Below are 18,357 nucleotides of genomic sequence, written 5' to 3'. Positions count from 1 at the left end.
CCCGCCCACGTCTGGCGGGCGCACTCTGCCCTCCAATACCACAGGCCGCAAGCCCCCACCCGAGAGAGTGAAGGCTTGCGGCCTGTGTGGTGCGGTCTGGCTACTCGCCGAGCAGGGCGAGCATGCTCGCGATCGTGTCTTCGAGCTTCGCGTCGGCGGTGCCATAGTCGGCGAAGTTACCGGCGGCGAGTGCGGCCGCCTTTTCTGCCAGCGCCGTCTTGGCGACGGCGAGCAGCGACTTCAGCTCGGCATCCGTTGTGGCATCGCCGGTCGACCCGGTCGGTACGTCGGTGCTGCCGCCGGTCGAACCGTCGGTGCTCGGGTCGGTGGAGGCACCGTTATTCGTGGTGGCATCTTCGGGCACGTCGGTATCACCAGCGGTGGCACCAGAGTCACCGCCGAACAGCACATCGAGGGCGCCGTCGAGGGTGTCCTCGAACGCGATCTGGTCACCGAAAGCCACAAGCACCTTCTGCAGCAGCGGATAGCTGGTCTCGCCCGTGGACTGCACGTAAACCGGCTGCACGTAGAGCAGTCCGCCACCAACCGGAAGGGTCAGCAGGTTACCGTTCAGCACGGTCGACGAGCCCTGACGCAGCAGGTTGAGCTCGGTCGACACTGTCGGGTCGGCGTTGAACACGTTCTGCACCTGACCGGGGCCAGGTACCGTGCCGTCCTTGGGCAGGTTGAGCAGCCTCAGCTGGCCATAGCCATCCGCTCTGACGCCGTCTACCGATCCGGCGTCTGCGTCTACAGCGAGGTAACCGTAGAGCACGTTACGGCTGGATTCACCCGTCGCTTCCGGCTGGAAAGTGGAGTACAGCGAGAACGACGGCTGGTCCGAGCCGGGTACCTGCATGGTGAGGTAGTACGGCGGCTGCAGCGTCGGGTTGGTCGCCGGCGAGTCAGGGTCGTTGGGCGAGATCCAGGCGTCGTCCTTCGAGTAGAACGAACCGGGGTCGGTCACGTGGTACTGACCAAGAATGGAACGCTGCACCTTGAACAGATCGGCCGGGTAGCGCACGTGGCTCATCAGGTCGCCACTCATCTCGCTCATCGGCTTGAGCGACGACGGGAAGATCTTCTGCCAGGTCTGCAGCAGCGGCTCCTCGTCGTCCCAGGCGTAGAGGGTGACCTCGCCGCTGTAGGCGTCGACGGTGGCCTTGACCGAGTTGCGCATGTAGTTGATGCTGTCCAGCGCATACGGCTGGGCCGGTGTCTGCGTGTCGGCGATGGCCTCACTGAGGCTCACCGGGGTGGAATAGGGGTAATCCGCCGAGGTGGTGTAGCCGTCAACAATCCACATAACCCGACCGTCAACGACCGAGGGGTAGGCGTCGGAGTCGAGCGTCAGGTACGGCGCGACCTTCTGCACGCGGGTGACCGGGTCACGGTCGTAGAGAATCTCCGACTTGTCGTTGACCGAGGCGGCGAGGAAGATCTGCTCCGACTGGAACTTCAGCGCGTAGATCAGCTTTTTGAACGCATTGTCCAGTTTCGGTCCGCCGTCTCCGGAGAACGTCGTGTAGGTCTGGCCAGCACCCTCTTCACCCGACGGATAGTCGAGCTCGATCGGGTTGGCGCCCTCTTCGTCACCGACGATGGAGTATTCGGGCGAGGTCTCACCAAAGTAAATGCGCGGTTCGAACTTGCCGAGCGCACCGCTGGTGGGAATGCCGGATTCCAGGAACACCGGCTGGCCGTCGACAGAGCGCTGGTTGCCGTACGCGGCGACCATGCCATAGCCGTGGGTATAAACGGTCTTCGAGTTGACCCAGGTGTTACCGGTGTTCAAGCCGTCGATATTCAGGTCACGCACGGCGACGACGGTGTCCTGCGAAGTACCGTCGATCACGTAGCGGTCAACGTCGAGGTTGTCCGGGAACTGGTAGTACTGGCGGAACTGCTCAAGCTGGCCGAAGGAGTCACTGACCAGGGCCGGGTCGAGAATACGAATGTTGGCAGTGGTCGCGGCGTCGGCGCGCAGCGCGCCCGGCTCGGCGGTGGTCTTCGCGTCGTAGGCAATTTCCTCGATGTCCGCGACGCCGTAGGCATCCCGGGTGAGGTCGATATTGCGTTCGATATATTCGGCCTCGAGTGCCTTTGCGCTCGGCTCCACCTGGAAGCGCTCCACGACCCACGGGTACAGCGAACCGATGAGCAGGCTCGACACGATAAGCAGCGCGGTGCCGATGACCGGCAGACGCCAGCGACCGATGATGGCCGTCAGGATGAAGAGCAGGGCGACGACGGCGGCAATGCCGGCAAGGATCGCGCGGCCGGGGATGGTGGCGTTGACGTCGGTATAGCCGGCACCGGTGATCAGGGCGTTGTTGTTGGTCAGGGTAGAGTACTGGTCGAACCAGATACTCACGGCCTGCAGCAGCAGATAGAGGGCTGCGGTGATGGCGATCTGCACGCGCGCGGCCTTGGAGATGAGCACTTCACGCCCGGACACCCGAATGGATCCGTACAGGTAGCTGGTCGCGACCGAGACGAGCGCCGAAATCAGCACAACAGCGGATGCGAAGGCGAGCACGGCCTGGTAGAACGGCAGGTCCATCAGATAGAAGGAGATGTCGAAGTTGAACTGCGGGTCAACCCGCCCGGTTTCGGTGCGGTTGAGCCACATGAGCACGGTCTGCCAGCGGGTGGCAGCGGCCACACCGGCAAACAGCCCGAGGAGGGCCGGGATGCCATACATCGCGAGGCGACGCAGCGGCTCGATGACCTGCTGATAGCGATCAAGCTGCGAGTTGAGCTTCGCGTAGACCGGGCGCAGACGGTAGGCCAGCTGAATACTCACCCAGACCGGAACGGCCATCGTCACGAAGCCGATCAAAAACAGCACGGTGCCGGCGATCCACTGGGTGGTCAGAACGTTGACGAACCCCAGCTGGTCGAACCACAGCACATCGGTATACAGTCCGGCGAATATAAAGAACAGGATCACCAACCCTGCGATAATGGCTGCGGTAATTGCTAGCGGGGCTCGGCTGCGCCGTGGGACGTTGTCGGCTGATGATGAAGTCACGAATTGGCCTCTTGCGCTCAGTTATTAGATACAGGGTGATCATTTGCTGCAGGATCAGGGTCTGCCACCATCATACTTTGGCGGCCCTGAGAGAGTCATCACTACTGCTCGTTCGCCACGGGTCAACTGGCCGGGCAGCTCGGCAGGTCGCTCGTGTCGGCACCGGTCTTGATCGCGTCGAGCGCGTCGAGCGCTTCGTCGAGGGTGGCGACCGAGAACACTGTCAGGCCGTCGGGGATATTTCCGGTTACCTCGCCGCAATTCTCGGCGGGGGCGAGAAACCAGGTCGCGCCGCTCTCGAGCGCGCCATAGAGCTTCTGCTGGATGCCGCCGATCGGGCCGATTGCGCCGGATTGGTCGATGGTTCCGGTGCCGGCCACGTTCTCGCCGCCCTGCAGCTCGCCGGGAGTGAGCTTGTCGATGATTCCGAGGGCGAACATCATGCCGGCGCTCGGGCCGCCGACCTTGTCGAGCTGGATCTGCACCTCGAACGGAAATTCGTAGGCGACCGACACGTTGACACCGGCCACGATCGTGCCGTCGTTGTCGATCGGGGTGACCTCGACGGTCCGGGCGAGGCCGCCCCGCACAATGTCGACGCTCGCCGCGGTCTCGGCACCGTTGTCCTGCAAAGCCGCGCGCAGTTCGGCGACATTGGCCACCGCGGTACCGTTCACGGCGGTCACTTCATCGTCGGGCTCGATCACGCCCGCGGCCGGAGAACCGTCGGGCAGGCTCACCACCGACACCGTCGTGGGGTAGTCGTAGCCGAGATGAGTGAGTGCGGCGGCGATGGCATCCTGTTGGGAATTAATCATGTCGGCGCTGCTGCGAGCGTCGCGCTGCTCGGTGCTGACATTATCGGGAAAAACCTGGTCAATGGGGAGGACGGCCTCGCTCGGGTCGAGCCAGGCACCGGCCACGGCGAGCCAGCTCGGCCGGTCTTCCCGGTTGCCGAAGAGCGACACGGTGAGCAGATCGAGGGTGCCGCCGGTCGGGTAGACGGTCTCGTCGGGGATGGTGATGAGAGCGGTTTCGACGTCGTCGTAGGTGGCGGTGCCGAGGGTGTTGAACACCGGACCCGGCTTCTCGATGACATAGGGCGCCGGCATGATGCCGAGAATCACTCCGGCGACGAGGGCGATCAGCAGTGCCGTCCAACCGAGGGACGGGCCAGAGCGTCCGGCACGTCGAGGTGCCGGTGCATTGGTGAAGAGCGCCATCGTGGTCCTTTGAGTGTTGATTCGTGCCAGGTTGCGGGTCGTGTTCGCGACGGGCGCACAGCAAGCCATTCAGCCTAGGATATTTCCCAGCCCCGAGCGGGCTACTCGCACTAGCGTAGAAGTATGCGACTGAGAGGGGCCTGAAGTGGCCGACGACTCCCTACCCCCGAACGATCAGAACCCGAACAATCAGAATCCCGGCGAACCCAGCGACGAGTTTCGTGACATGCTGCGCGACATCCTGAGCGGCAAGAGCGGCATCGACCCGAGCCAGCTCGCCGGCGCTGCCGGTCTGCCCAACGACCCGGCCAGCGTCGCCGCGCTCATGCAGCAGCTGCAGGGCGCCATGAACTCCCAGGGCACCGGCGTCGACTGGAAGATCGCCCTCACCCAGGGTGAACAGCGAGCGGCCACCGGTCAGCTCAGCGCGACCGATGAACAGCAGACCCAGCTGCGCCAGGCCTTTCACATTGCGGCTCTCTGGCTCGATGACGTCATTACCGTGGCCGAACTCACCGTCGAACCGCGCCTGATGACCCGCCGCGAATGGGTCACCGTGACCATGCCGCTCTGGACCCAGCTCGCCGAACCCGTCGCCACGAGCATCTCCGACTCCCTCACCCGGGTCTTCGCCGAACAGGTTCCCGAAGAGATGCAGGGCATGGTCGCCAACGCGAGCCAGCTCGTGCGCAGCATCGGTGGCACCCTGTTCGCCATGCAACTCGGCCAGGTCGTCGGCCAGCTGGCGAGCGAGGTCGTCAGCGGCGGCGATATCGGCATTCCACTGCTCGGTGAGCAGCAGGCCGCCCTGCTCCCCCAGAACGTTGCCGACTTCGGAGCCGGCATCGACGTTCCGGCCGACCAGGTGCAGATCTACCTCGCCGTGCGCGAGATCGCCCACGCGCGACTGTTCCGCCACGCCCGCTGGCTGCGCCTGCACCTGACCAGCGCGGTCACCGCCTATGCACGCGGCATCAGCATCGACTCCAGCCGGCTCGAAGACCTGGCCGGAAGTTTCGACCCGTCCAACCCCGAAGACCTGCGCCAGGCAATGGTCGACGGTTCCCTCATTCAGCAGAAGTCCGAGTCGCAGCTTGCGGCTCTGTCCCGCCTAGAAACGATGCTCGCCCTGGTCGAGGGCTGGGTCGACGTCGTCACCGCTCGTGCCACGATTCGACTTCCCAAAGCGGATGCCATCGCCGAGACGGTCAAACGCCGCCGGGCCTCAGGCGGTCCGGCGGAGTCCGCTTTCGCGACGCTGGTCGGTCTCGAACTGCGTCCCCGCCGGTTGCGGGAGGCCGCAGCGATGTGGCAGGCCGTGACGGATGCCGTTGGCAATGAGGCGCGCGACGCGCTCTGGTCGCACCCCGACCTGTTGCCCACTTCGGAAGACATCGACGATCCCCAGCCGCTGATCATTCGGCTGACCAGTGCAGCCCGCGGGGGGCCCGAGGTGCTCGACGACGTCGACCAGGCTCTCGAAGACCTGCTGCGCGACGACGGAGCCGAGCGCCCGCACGAGGAGTAACGGCGCGCAACGTTGCCGCAACCTGTGCCGATCTACCGTCGTTCAACGGACGAAATGTCCCAAACGAAGGAGTTTGGCAATGACGATAACCGAGACCACCACCGGCGCGACGGACGAGTTCAAGGCGCGCTACGAATCCACCCGGGTGCCAACGACCATGCACGCGGCCGTCGTGCACGAGTTCGGCCAAGGCCTCACCATTGACGAAGTGCCCGTTCCGACCCCCGGCCCCGGCCAGGCCCTGGTCAAACTGATCAGCAGCGGAGTTTGCCACACCGATCTGCACGCTGTGGAAGGCGACTGGCCGGTTAAGCCGAGCCCGCCGTTCATTCCGGGCCACGAAGGGGTCGGCGAAGTCGTCGCCCTCGGTGACGGCGTCAAGGACCTCGACATCGGCGACCTGGTCGGTAACGCCTGGCTCTGGAGCGCCTGCGGCAGTTGCCAGTATTGCTGCACCGGCTGGGAAACCCTGTGCGAAGCGCAGCAGAACGGCGGCTACAGCGTGGACGGTTCGTTCGGGCAGTACATGCTCGTCGACGCCCGCTTCGCCGTGCGCATTCCCCACGGCGCCGACCCGATCGAGATCGCCCCGGTGCTGTGCGCCGGAGTCACCGTCTACAAGGGCCTCAAAATGACCGAGGCCCGCCCGGGCCAGTGGGTCGTTATCTCCGGCATCGGCGGCCTCGGCCACATCGCCGTGCAGTACGCCAAGGCGATGGGGCTGCGCGTCGCGGCCGTCGATATCGCCGACGACAAGCTCGCCCTGGCCCGCAAACACGGCGCCGAGCTCGTAATCAATGCGCTGGACGAAGACCCGGTCGCCGCCATTCAAAAAGCCACCGGTGGTGTGCACGGCGTGCTCGTGACCGCTGTACACCCGGCCGCATTCGGCCAGGCCATCGGCATGACCCGCCGTGGCGGCACCATCGTCTTCAACGGTCTGCCGCCGGGAGACTTCCCCGCCCCGATCTTCGACATCGTGCTCAAGGGCCTCACCATTCGCGGCTCCATCGTGGGCACCCGCCAGGACATGGAGGAAGCCCTGCAGTTCTACGCGCGCGGCCAGATCCACCCCACGGTCTCTGAGCGCCGCATCGACGAGGTCAACGAGGTGCTCAACGAGATGAAGCACGGCAAGATCGACGGTCGCGTCGTCATCCGCTACTGAAGAAATCTGACGGTGGGGGCCGCGTGACCACCAAATCCCAATATTCGGTGGAAGCGGGCCCGCACCCGTCTGTGGATAACTTTTACGCGCGACCGCCAGACGCGTCATCATGTCGGCATGGCCCTCAGACTGAATCCGCGGTATCCGCTGGTGTGGCGCACACCGAATTGCGTGCAGCTCGGCATCGACCAAGCCATTGTCACGATCGGCGGGCTGACGCCCGCTCACGAGGCTGTGCTGTCCGCGCTTTCTGCGGGGGTGCATCGATCGGGCGCGATGCTGCTCGGAACGGCCGCCGGGGCATCCGCTGTCGAAGTGACGCACCTGCTCGACCTGCTCGAACCGGCACTGTTGTACGTGCCAGACGATGCGCCGGCACCGGTAACCCCGCTGCCCCGCACCGTGCTGGTTGACGGCCACGGACCGACCGCGACCCGGCTGCACGCGCTGCTGGCCAACCTCGGAATCGAGGAGCCGGCTCCAGGAGACGACCCCGAGCTGGCCGTGTTGATCGGGCAGTACGTCTTCGCGCCTGAACGGCACGGGCATTGGCTGCGCCGCGATATTCCGCACCTGCCGGTGGTCTTCAGCGACAGCGCCGCGCGGGTGGGTCCACTCGTCGAACCTGGCCGCGGACCCTGCCTGACCTGTCTGGAGCTCGCCCACGTCGACACGGATCCGTCCTGGCCGGCCATGGCATGTCAGCTCGTGCTGCGCGAGGCCCCGAGCGAAACTCCGCGGCTGAGCTTCGAGCTCGCCGCCCGGGTGGCCGGACTCGTTCAGGATCGCCTGGAAACAGGCCGATCCGTGTTGTTCACCCGGTCACTGCGACTGGACGCGTGGGGCGGTGCGGTCACGGGCTCCGTACACCGGCTGCACGAGCGGTGCGGCTGCCAAGCTCTTCCAGAAAACGCGAGCGTTCGCGAGCTGCCCGCGCCTGTGCCCCAGAGGATGACCAGCTCAGCGCGAGTCGCTTCCGGGCGCGGGTGATGCCGACGTAGAGCAGCCGGCGTTCCTCGTCGATCTGCTCGAACGTGCTCGCATAGCTGATCGGCACCAGGCCCTCGCTCAGGCCGACCACGAACACCGCGTCCCACTCAAGGCCCTTGGCGGAGTGCATCGTGGCGAGCGTCACGGCCGACACCGTCGGTTCGTGCTGGCCGGCCTGACGTTCCATCAGCTCGTCGGTGAACTGTCGGAACGTGGTTCCGGCAGCGGCCTGGTCGACCAGGCCCATCAGTGCGTTGAGCGATTCCCACCGCGCCTGCACGGCGCCGCGGGTCTCCGGGGCGGTCTGGCTCCAGCCCAGCGACCGCAGCACGTCACTGACCGATTTGAACAGTGGTTCCCCAATGATTGAAACGGATGCCGCCCGCAGGCTCATCACCGCCTGCTTCACCTCGGGGAGGTCGAAGAACCGTTTGGCACCGCGAATCTGGTAGCTCACCCCCACCTCGGTCAGAGCCGTTTCGAGCAGCGCGGCCTGCACGTTGACCCGGAACAAGATGGCCACGTCTTCGGGTTTGGTGCCAGCCCAGATGAGCTGCAGAATCTGCTCGGCCACGCCGCGGGCCTCGGCCATGTCGGAGGCGTAGCCGCGCACCGTTGGGTCGGGGCCGCTGTCGGTCTGGGCAGCCTGCAGGGTCAGGGCGCCGGACCGGCCACGCATCAGCTGGTTCGCGGTGGCGACGATCGGCGCGGTCGAGCGATAGTTCTGTTCGAGCCGCACCACGGTGGCGTCTTCGTAGTGCTTCGGAAAGTCCAGCAGGTAGTCGCTGCGAGCACCAGCGAAGGAGTAAATGGTCTGGCTCGCGTCGCCGACGACGCAGAGATCGCGGCGGTCGCCAAGCCAGAGGGCGAGCAGGTCGTGTTGCAGCGGCGAGACGTCCTGGTATTCGTCGACGACAAAGAACCGGTACTGCTCGCGCACCTGCAGGGCCACGGAGGGTTCGGCCTCGATCATGCCGGCCATGGCGAGCAGTACGTCTTCGAAGTCGATCTGCTTGCGATCGTCTTTGAGCTTCTCGTAGGTCTGCTGCAGGGCGACGACCTGGTCGACGTCGAGTCGGCCCGGCAGGCTGCGGCGGGCTATGCCGGCCGCGTACTGCTCGATGCTCAGGCCGCTGGTTTTGCGCCATTCCACCTCGGCGGCGAGGTCGCGCAGCGTGGCGGTGTCGAGTTTGAGGTGCAGAGCCTCAGCGGCGTGCCCGAGAATGCGGCCCTTGCCGTCGAGGATGCGCGGCGCCTGCCCGCCGACGACGTGCGGCCAGAAGTAGTTCAGCTGGGACAACGCTGCGGCGTGAAAGGTGCGCGCAGCCACTCCCCCGGCGCCGAGCTGACGCAGGCGCCCGCGCAGTTCGGCGGCCGAACGGCTCGTGAAGGTGAGCGCCATGACCCGGTTGGGGGCGTAGGCGCCGGTCAGCACGCCGAGCGCGATGCGGTGGGTAATCGCGCGCGTCTTGCCGGTTCCGGCGCCGGCGAGCATGCAGACCGGGCCGATCAGCGCTTCGGCGGCAATGCGCTGCTGTTCATCGAGGCCTTGGAGCAGCGAGTCGGCGGTGGCCGTCACGGACGAATCAACTCCGTCGCGGCGGGCAACGGCGCGCCGAGCCAACGCTCGATCATGGCGTGCGCGATGGAGGACGGGCCGGGCAGTAACATCCACTCACCGGCATCGAGCAGGTCTTTTCGACTGAACCAGCGCAGCGCGAGAATCTCGGCGCCGTCGGGCAGCAGCTCATGGGCCGCCTGGTCGTCGGCGAGGCGCGCGGTGAAGCCACACATGACCGAGGCCGGGAAGGGCCACGGCTGGGAGCCGACATAAGCCGGATCGGTCACGCGCAGACCGGATTCTTCGAACATTTCGCGGATCACGGCCGTTTCGAGGGCCTCGCCGGGCTCGACGAATCCGGCGAGGAGCGAGTACCGGTTGTTCTCCCACATAGCGTTGGAGCCGAGCAGAATGCGGTCGTCGGCGTCGGTGATGAGCACGATGACGGCCGGGTCGGTGCGCGGAAAGACCTGGCTGTTGTCGACCGGGCAGCGGCGTACCCAGCCACCTTCCTCGACCAGGGTGGCGGCGCCGCAGCGCGGGCAGTGGCCGTGCGAAGCGTGCCAGTTGAGCACGCCGAGGGCCTCGGCGAACAGGCCGGCGTCACGGTCATCGAGCACGGTCGCAACGGTGCGCAGGCCCACCCAGCGACTCTCCTCGGGCTCCAGCCGGGCTGCAGCGTCATCATCGAGCTGCACGGCAACGATGCGGGTACCGGCAGCCTCGGGCAGGTCGGCGGGAAGGGACCGGCCGAGGTAGACCCGCAGGCCGGCATTGTGCAGACTCGTGGGCGGCAGCAGGGCGAGGTGCACACCGGTGTTGGCCGGGTCGGTGCTGGCCGGGTCGGTGCTGGCAGCATCGTGCGGCGCGAGCAGAATTTTGCCGTGCCAGACGGGCAGAACGCGGGTGGCGGCATCCGCCCAGAGCTGGTCGAACAAGTCCGGCAGGCCGCGGGTGAGGTGGTCACGGTCGACCGCCTGGCGAGACAGCGGCAACCGCGTCGTGAAAGTGAACGACATGGTATATCTCCGAGCTCTGCAAGAACGTGGGTGGAGGCGTGGCGAATAACCGCCAGACCGCAAGTCGATCTAACCTAGTAGGCATGGCCAGAACTCAACTCACTCTAGCCGCGTTAGCCACCTCCGCTGTTCCGGGGCTCGACGTGGCCTACGCCCGCAAGCACAGTGCCGGCGCGAACGGACTCTTCGACTCGGCGCTCGTCATCGACAAGGCCGGTCGGGCGCTCATTATTCGCGTTCCCACCAGCCAGTCGGCCGAAACCGAGCAGTCCGCGGACCTCGTGGCGCTGCGCGCGCTCACCACTGGCAATCGCAGCCGGCTGCCGTTCGACGTGCCCGAGTATGTCGGCCAGACGCCGATTCAGGGCACCCGTGCTGTGGTCTATGAGCTGCTGGCTGGTGACAGTTTTGATGCGGATGCCCTCACCGGGCATGAGGGCGTCGCCGGGTCGATCGGCCGCGCGATCGCCGCCATCCACTCGTTGCCGAGCGCCTTCATCGGTACCGCCGGGCTGCCGCAGCATAGCGCCGAACAGTGCCGCAAGGACGCCATCGACCTGATCGATCGAGCCGCGGGCACCGGCTACCTGCCCGCCGCGTTGCTGCGCCGCTGGGAGCAGGCCACCGACGACGAAGCCCTGTGGCAGTTTGCGCCGGCCGTGGTGCACGGGTCGATGTCGGCCGATTCCATTCTGATCACCGACGACGCCGTGTCGGGGATTCTCGGCTGGTCCGGGCTGGCCGTCGGCGACCCGGCGCGCGACCTGCACTGGCTACTCGCCGCGCGCGGTGACGCCGCCGAACTGGCCATCGACGCCTATTCCAGCGCCCGCCAGGGCAGCGACACGCACATCACCCAGCGCGCCATGCTCTATGCCGAGCTAGAACTGGCCCGCTGGCTGCTGCACGGCTCCAGCAGCCACGACCAGTCCATCGTCGATGACGCCGTCGCCATGCTCGACGGCCTGGTCGACACGGTGCACAGCCACACCCAGCAGCCGCTCTCCCCCGAAACCGGCCCGATCATGAGTGTCGGCGACGTGGAGAATATGCTCGACCACATGCCGCGCGCCGCCCGCGATTACGACCAGCACGCGGCGATGCACACCGACAGCTACAACTTTTCGGGACTAACCGTCGATTCTGATTCTGATTCTGACGATTCCAGCACCGGGGCCATCGCCCCTGACCAGGCCGCCAAAAGGTCAGCCTCCGAGTAGAGCCGCTCGGGGGCGACGACGGTGTCGTCGGCGACGAAGTAGAAGACGGCGTCGACGATGCTCGGATCGATCCCCTTCCAGCGGGCGTAGGCGAGCCGGTACAGCGCAAGCTGAGTCTGCTTGAGTTCCAGGTCTGCAGCGCTTTTGGGTGCCCGCCCGGTTTTCCAGTCGACGACCTGGTAGCCGGTTTCGGTGCGGTAGACGGCGTCGAGCTTGCAGACGAAAACCTGCCCGGCGAGCACATGGTGAATTTCAATCTCCACGTCGACGGGTTTGCGCTCGGCCCATTCGGAGCGTTCGAAGGTGGCCTGGAGAACCGCGAACTGCTCTTGCTCCGGCACGTCAAGTTGCTCGAGTGTGCCGGTGCCCTGGTCTTCGTCTGTCAGATCGAGGTCAAACAGGCTGGCATCGACGCGATCGGTGCCGGTGGCTCCTCCCGCCCGACGCTCGACCCAGGAATGGAACAGCGTGCCGAGCCGAGTGGCCCGGTACGGACGCTGCGGCATTGGGCGGCGCAGCTCCGCCGCGACACCGGCTGGATCGTCGACGTAGTCCTTGAACCGGGAGGCCGGGATGCGGGTGGGCACCGGGGCACCCTCGCCGCCGGTGAGGCGCAGGGCTCGCTCCGTAAGCAGCAGGGTGACGGCGTGCGACCAGCGAGTGGGGACATCCGTTTCGCTCGCGCTCACCCTCTCTGCGGCAGCCTCGACCAGCGCCCGTCGGCCGCCGAGTGGGTCGAACGGCCACAGTTCGGTGCCACTGGACGCCGAGACGGGTTTCTCAGACTCGGCGGGCGCGTCGGGGATCTTCGCGATCAGCCCGGCCAGGGCGAGTTCCGTGAGGTAACGGCTGGGCTTGCGAGCGGTGACTCCGGGGCCCCAGAATGAGCCGGTCAGCAGCAGCTCGTGCTTGGCGCGGGTGGTCGCGACGTAGATGAGGCGGCGCTCCTCGTCGTCGTGCCGGTCGGCCAGCTCAGCCTTGTAGGCCTGGAACGCCAGGTCGAAGTCGAACTGGGTGTCGTGGCCGACGATATCGAGATCGGGCAGCTCGGACCGGTCGCCGCGGAACGCATAAGGCAGTTCGCCGAAGCGCAACCATCCGCTCGTATCGCGAGAGGCGGCGGGCAGGCTCTTCTCGGTCAGGTTGGGAATGGCGACGAAATCCCATTCGAGGCCCTTGGCGCCGTGAACGGTCAGCAGCTGCACGGTGCCCTGCTCCGACAGTTCAGCGCGCGGGCCGAGATCGTCCTGCAGTTCGGCCCGTTTGAGCCAGCGCAGAAAGCTCGCCAGTGTGCCCTGCTCGTCGCTGTCGAGAAAGGCCGAGACGGTGTCGTGGAAGGAATACAGGTTGGCCAGGCCGAGGTCGTTGGCCTCGTTCGCGATCAGCTCGACGTCGAGCCGAAATTCCTGCTCGATCAGGCGTACAAAGTCGAGCAGAGGCAGGCCAGCGCGGGAGCGCAGCCAGGCCAGCTGACGGCCGGCGGACTGCACCCGGGCCCGGCCGATATCGCTGAACCCGGCGAGCTGGCCGTGCGAGTCGGGCGCTGACCCGAGAAAGTCGAGTGCATCCACGAGCGAGCTGCCTTCATCGCCGGCGACGGATGCCCGCAGCTTGCCGCGCAGATCGGCCGAGATCGCTTTCTGGGCCCAGTCATGCCCGGCCAGCCAGCGCGCCACGTCGGCGAGCGTTTGCAGGTCGCGCGCACCGACACGGTAGCGGGCACCGCTGAGTAGACGCACGAGTTCGCTGCCGGCGGCGGGGTCGTGCACCACTCGCAGCACGCTCACAACGTCGGCGACCTCGGGGGTGGAGAGCAACCCACCGAGTCCGAGCACGTGGGCACGCACGCCGTGCGCCCGTAGTACCTCGGCGAAGTATTCCATCTCGCGGCGGGCCCGAAACAGCATCGCGCCGCTGTGTTCGCCGACCAGACGGGTGGCGAACCAGTCGGCGATGGCTCCGGCCTCCTCAGCGATGGTTTCAGCCATAAGCGCGTCGACCGCGCCGGGCCGGGTGCCAGCGGGAACCTTGAGCGTTTCGACCTGGATTCCGCCCGGTTTTGCGCGAAGCGCGGCGCTCAGCGGGGCGACGAGGGCGTTGGCAGCGTCGAGGACGAGCGCCGGGTTGCGCCAGGTGAAGGACAGCGACATGGTCGGGGCTGCTGCTGGGCTGAAGTCTCCGGTGTTGAAGTCTCGGCCGAAGCCGAGCAGGTTTGCACTGCTGGCGCCGCGCCATCCGTAGATGGATTGGTGGGGATCACCGACGGCCATCACCGGGTGGTTGCGAAACAGGGTGTGCAACAGCTCGGTTTGCAGGACCGAGGTGTCCTGGTATTCGTCGAGGAGCACCACGCGGTACTGGTCACGGTAGCGGTCGACGACGGCGTCGACCTTTTGGCAGACCTGCAGTGCCAGGGCTACTTGATCGGAGAACTCAATGAGTCCTAGGCGACGCTTCTCGCTGCTGTAGCGAGCGGCCAACTCGGCCAGCACCGGAAGCGGGGCGACTGCGGCCAGGGAGTCAGTGACCGACCCGTACGGTGTCTTCTTGCGCGGATTACCGTAGGGCAAATCGGGCAGGTAGCCGAAACTGTCGACCAGTGCCCTGAGGTCGTGGGGAGCTCCGGGCTGACCAAGGTGAACGGCCGGCGGATTCTCGGCCAGGGCACGGCTGAGCTGCAGCACGGCATCGGTGACGAGGTCGAGGCTTTTGCCGAAAGGTACGAGCCGCCCGTCGCCGAAGTCGATGACGACGTGACGGGCCAGGAGCCAGGCGCTGGTTTCGCTCAGCAGCACCGACTCGGGTTCGCGGCCGAGCAACAGGGCGTTGTCGGTGAACAGGCGGCTGGCGAAGGAGTTGTAGGTGGACACGCTCGGGGTGTTGAACAGGTCGGACGACTCGGCGGCCGTGCCATGGGCGGAGTTGGGGTCGGCGGCGATCGGCATGAGGCCGGCCGTTTCGAGATCGCTGATGCGTTTGTTGATGCGCTCACTGAGCTCGCCGGCGGCTTTGCGGGTGAAGGTGAGTCCGAGAATCTGGTCGGGGCGGGCGTGGCCGTTGGCGAGCAGCCAAAGCACCCGGTTGGCCATGGTCTCGGTCTTGCCGCTGCCGGCTCCGGCGACGACGAGGGTCGGCGTGAGCGGCGCTTCAATGACCGCCTGCTGCTCGATAGTCGGCGCAAACATGTTGAGCGCCGCCGCGATATCGAGGGCGGAGACCGTGGTGGCGGTGCTGAGAAGACTCATGAGCTGACCTGCTTGATGACGTGGATGCGGCAGGACCCGTGGGATCTGGGGTCGAGACAGTGCGAGGTGATTTCTGCGATGAAGGTGGCGCCGCCCATGCCGGCTGCATCGTCACCGACGCGGGTGCGAAAGGCCTCGAGCTGCTCCGGAGTGAAAGCGGGCTGGGTGGGATTGCGATAGTTCTGCTTGACGGTGCCCGAGGAGACGATGACCAATCGTGCACCGGCAAGGGCCATGTCCGAGGACACACCGTCGATGGCGCCTTCTTGAAAGGCCAGCTGGTACGCGCCGAGCTGCGGATGCTCCGCGACTCCGGTATCGCTCGTCGCATCGCCCTTGCCCGTTTTGAGGTCGACGATCACGGCCCGGCCGTCGGCCTGGCGTTCGACCCGGTCGATGGTGCCCGACAGCACGGCACCGCTCACTTCGAGCTGAAAGGTGCCCTCGGCGCTCAACAGCTCTCCGCCGCCGTTCTCGAAATCCAGCAGGTAGGAGGCGAGCCGATCGGTGAGCTCCCTGGCTGCAACTTTCTGCACCCGGGACTGCCAGTCGGCGTCGAAGTCGAGCTCGTTCCAGCGGGCCTCCACCCCCTGCCACAGGGCTTCTGGGCGCCGATCGGTGGCGTCTTCCATGACCTTGTGGATGATCGTGCCGAGGTTGGCTGCGGTGTTGGAATCGCCGCCACCGACCTGACCGATCAGCCAGTGCAGCGGGCAGGTTTCAAAGGCTGCCATGCGCGACGGCGATACCCGCACCGGTTGGTCGCCGGCCTCCGGGTCGTTGAGTGGGCGCACGGTGCTCGGGTCGGCCAGGCCGTACCATTCGTCGGGCGAGGCACCTGGCACGTTTTCGTCGGCGAGCCGGGCGAGCGTGGCTGCGGCATCCGCTGCCCGGGTGGCGGAGTCGACCCGACCCGGCGAGTGGATGGCGCGGGTCAGGTCGCGCCTCAGCCTTCCGGTCAGACCGCGAAGCGACACGGGGTAGTGGGCGGGGTCGTCGGCGCCCAGAGTGGGAGCAGGCTGCGGCAACAGGCGAAAGAACACCGATGGTTCGTTCTCTTCGTTGTTGACGGCGGTGACGAGTAGTTCGGTCGTGGCCCGGCTGGCCGCCTGAGCGAACATGCGCAGTTCGTCGTGCAGCACCGCGGTGCGGGCGTCGGTACCGGATGCGTCTTGCCCAGAAGCGATGAGGGCGAGGTCGCCGGCACCGAGCAGGGACCCGCGAATGCGCAGGTCGGGCCAGACGTTGGCTTGCACACCGGCGAGCACGACGACATCCCAGGAGCGCCCGATGGTGCCGCTCGGCGTGGACACGGTGACGGCCGCGCCGAGGGCGCGCGGCGCCAGGGTGTCTTCGGGCACGTCGGTGTCGACGAGGTGTTCAAGGAACAATACCGGCGGGGCCGACGGGGTGCGTTCGACGTAACGCTGGGCGGCGGAGAACAGGGCGACGACGGCATCGAGGTTGTGGTTGGCCTCGTCGGCGACGATTCCGGTGCCGGTGGATTGCTCCTTCCATTCGCGGTCGAGACCGCTGCGCTGCCAGAGGCCCCAGAGCAGTTCTTCGATGGTGGCGCCGGCCGCGTACTCGATGGCGGCTTGGCGCAGGCTCGCTCCGCAACCGGCCGCGCGGCGGGCGGTGCGGTTGTCGATGGTGGCGAGCAGCTCAGGGTCATACAAAGCTGCGACGAGCAGGTCATCGGCGCTGCGCGGGGCGGGCGTGTCGGTGGCCAATTCCTGTTGACGCAGTGCCGCGCGCAGCCGACGCAGGGTGATCGGGTCGAGGCCGCCGAGCGGACCGCGCAGCAGCTCAATCGCCGCTTGGGAGTCGAGCGCTTTGCGTCCGAGGGTGACCTCGAGGGCTACGATGAACGCTTTCACCGCGTACTCGTCGCGCAGGGCCGTGCTCGCGGTCGACACCTGGGTCGGCACTTCGAGCGCGGCGAGCCCCTTGGAGATCGAGGGAACGAGTGAACCGGTGCGCACGATCACGGCCATGCGCGACCACGGAGTTTCGTCGATCACGTGGCGTTCGCGCAGCAGCCGGGCGATCACCGCGAGCTGGTCGGCCGGGCTGGTCGCGATGACGGTGTGCACGGACGGTTCGGGGACGGCGTCCGGCGCGGTCAGCGTCTCGGGCGCGGTCACGGCACTAGGAGCCGAGAGCGCAGGATCATCGGAGCCATCGAAAGCAATCTCGCTCACCGCGTCGGGTTCGACCTGCGCGCTGCCCGCCGCACGCTGGGTGCCGGCCGCGGCCGCGCCGATGCGACTCGTGATCCGCTGAATCACCTGACGGATGCCCGCGCCGTGTCGGTAGACGGTGCCGAGTACGATCGGCGGTGCGATCCCGCCGGACGGCGAAGCCGCCGCGGGGCCAGCCGATGACCCCACCGGCGCCCCGACCGGGCCCAGGCCGAGGTACTGACCGAGGCGACCGAGGGCATCCGGATGCGCACCGTGGAATGATCCGGTGCTGATATCCGGGTCGCCGACGGCGATGATCGCGACCCCGCGCGCCTGAAACTGGGCCAGCAGAGTGAGCGTGGCCTGGGTCACTTCCTGGGCATCGTCGAGCACGATCAGGCGCAGTCCGGCCAGGGTACCGAGCGTCGCCGCCCCGGCCGGGCCTACCTCGGCTCCGGCCACGATCGCCGCAGCATAGCGGGCCAGCTCGGTGGAGTCATACTGCCCGGGGCGGGCCTGGTCCTTGGCCTCTTCGTAACCGCGAATGAACTCGGCAGCGGCCACCCACTCCGGCCGCCCGAGGCCGAAACGCTCCAGCTGTTCCGGAGTGACGCCATATTCCACGGCGCGCATCATGAGATCGCGCAGTTCGGTACGAAATCCCCGCAACTGGCGTACGTCGGCGCCCAGGGTGTCTGGCCAGACCGGGCCGCTCGGCGCTCCGGCCGTCTCGTCGTCCAGGTGGCCCTGCAGCAGTTCGGCGATAATCTGGTCCTGCTCGCCGCCAGTGAGCAGGGTCGGAGTGGGCCCACCGGCCTGGGCGACCGCGGAGCGCACGATCTGAAAGGCCACGGAGTTGGCGCTGCGAGCGAGTGGCCCGTTGGTCGGCACGGCCAGGCGCAGCGCGATCCGGTCGCGCAGCGCGGTGGCACCGGCGCGCGTCGGCACCAACACCAGCACCGCGCTCGGCGAATACCCCCGGTTCAACACCCGGTCGGCGACGAGTTCGACGAGCGTACTGGTCTTGCCGGAGCCGGGCGCGCCGATGACGGCGGCGCTCACCGCGTCGGGGAGATCGAGAACAGCCTGCTGGTCGGCGTCGAGGTCGTGGTTGGTCACATTTCAACGGTAACGGGTTGCGCCGACAGTGAAATCGGTCAGGGCGAGGGCGCGTTCTGTCGTA

9 protein-coding genes are annotated in these 18,357 nt (G+C 66.8%); 3 read left to right on the top strand and 6 right to left on the bottom strand.

Features of this window, described 5'->3' with window-relative positions:
- Nucleotides 1–100 precede the first annotated feature (100 nt).
- Both E3O11_RS01520 and E3O11_RS01515 read right to left on the bottom strand, forming a co-directional pair.
- Complete coding sequence (locus E3O11_RS01520; RefSeq protein WP_170851570.1) at nucleotides 101–3,034, bottom strand: UPF0182 family membrane protein; 2,934 nt, start codon at nucleotides 3,032–3,034, stop codon at nucleotides 101–103.
- A 122-nt stretch (nucleotides 3,035–3,156) separates the two neighbouring features.
- The gene (locus E3O11_RS01515; protein ID WP_092450223.1) at nucleotides 3,157–4,257 is read right to left on the bottom strand and encodes a YlbL family protein; all 1,101 of its coding nucleotides are present in this window, start codon (nucleotides 4,255–4,257) and stop codon (nucleotides 3,157–3,159) included.
- A 226-nt stretch (nucleotides 4,258–4,483) separates the two neighbouring features.
- On the opposite strand from E3O11_RS01515, the gene E3O11_RS01510 reads away from it, so the two are divergent.
- Together E3O11_RS01510 and adhP are read left to right on the top strand one after the other, a co-directional pair.
- Nucleotides 4,484–5,785, top strand: coding sequence for a zinc-dependent metalloprotease (locus E3O11_RS01510; RefSeq protein ID WP_092450438.1), 1,302 nt, complete (start codon nucleotides 4,484–4,486; stop codon nucleotides 5,783–5,785).
- Between the two features lie 157 nt (nucleotides 5,786–5,942).
- Nucleotides 5,943–6,953, top strand: a complete 1,011-nt coding sequence (gene adhP, locus E3O11_RS01505) for an alcohol dehydrogenase AdhP (protein ID WP_092450440.1) — start codon at nucleotides 5,943–5,945, stop codon at nucleotides 6,951–6,953.
- 853 nt (nucleotides 6,954–7,806) lie between these two features.
- Here adhP and E3O11_RS01500 read toward each other — a convergent pair.
- Entirely contained in the window at nucleotides 7,807–9,522 is a 1,716-nt protein-coding gene (locus E3O11_RS01500; protein ID WP_092450225.1) for an ATP-dependent helicase, read from the bottom strand.
- The gene (gene nudC, locus E3O11_RS01495; protein ID WP_092450227.1) at nucleotides 9,519–10,523 is read right to left on the bottom strand and encodes an NAD(+) diphosphatase; all 1,005 of its coding nucleotides are present in this window, start codon (nucleotides 10,521–10,523) and stop codon (nucleotides 9,519–9,521) included. The genes E3O11_RS01500 and nudC overlap by 4 nt, the downstream gene beginning before the upstream one ends.
- A gap of 83 nt (nucleotides 10,524–10,606) precedes the next feature.
- Between nudC and E3O11_RS01490 the strand changes: the two genes are divergently transcribed.
- Nucleotides 10,607–11,743, top strand: coding sequence for a phosphotransferase (locus E3O11_RS01490; RefSeq protein ID WP_092450229.1), 1,137 nt, complete (start codon nucleotides 10,607–10,609; stop codon nucleotides 11,741–11,743).
- Here E3O11_RS01490 and E3O11_RS01485 read toward each other — a convergent pair.
- Both E3O11_RS01485 and E3O11_RS01480 read right to left on the bottom strand, forming a co-directional pair.
- The gene (locus tag E3O11_RS01485) at nucleotides 11,638–14,988 is read right to left on the bottom strand and encodes an ATP-dependent DNA helicase (RefSeq protein WP_092450231.1); all 3,351 of its coding nucleotides are present in this window, start codon (nucleotides 14,986–14,988) and stop codon (nucleotides 11,638–11,640) included. The genes E3O11_RS01490 and E3O11_RS01485 overlap by 106 nt on opposite strands.
- Nucleotides 14,985–18,293: an ATP-dependent helicase gene (locus E3O11_RS01480; protein ID WP_092450233.1), complete on the bottom strand. Its 3,309-nt coding sequence runs from the start codon at nucleotides 18,291–18,293 to the stop codon at nucleotides 14,985–14,987. The genes E3O11_RS01485 and E3O11_RS01480 overlap by 4 nt, the downstream gene beginning before the upstream one ends.
- Nucleotides 18,294–18,357: the final 64 nt, after the last annotated feature.

Source organism: Cryobacterium levicorallinum, assembly GCF_004402405.1.
In the GTDB taxonomy this organism is placed as follows: Bacteria; Actinomycetota; Actinomycetes; order Actinomycetales; family Microbacteriaceae; genus Cryobacterium; species Cryobacterium levicorallinum.
The sequence above is the reverse complement of the archived record's forward strand: the minus strand, read 5'-3'. Positions and strand labels throughout refer to the sequence as shown.

Bases quoted from the DNA above. Each gene is read 5' to 3' on its own strand.
- E3O11_RS01515 (WP_092450223.1), bottom strand. From the start codon at position 4,257: ATGGCGCTCTTCACCAATGCACCGGCACCTCGACGTGCCGGACGCTCT.
- E3O11_RS01510 (WP_092450438.1), top strand. From the start codon at position 4,484: ATGCTGCGCGACATCCTGAGCGGCAAGAGCGGCATCGACCCGAGCCAG.
- adhP (WP_092450440.1), top strand. From the start codon at position 5,943: ATGCACGCGGCCGTCGTGCACGAGTTCGGCCAAGGCCTCACCATTGAC.
- nudC (WP_092450227.1), bottom strand. From the start codon at position 10,523: ATGTCGTTCACTTTCACGACGCGGTTGCCGCTGTCTCGCCAGGCGGTC.
- E3O11_RS01490 (WP_092450229.1), top strand. From the start codon at position 10,607: ATGGCCAGAACTCAACTCACTCTAGCCGCGTTAGCCACCTCCGCTGTT.
- E3O11_RS01485 (WP_092450231.1), bottom strand. From the start codon at position 14,988: ATGAGTCTTCTCAGCACCGCCACCACGGTCTCCGCCCTCGATATCGCG.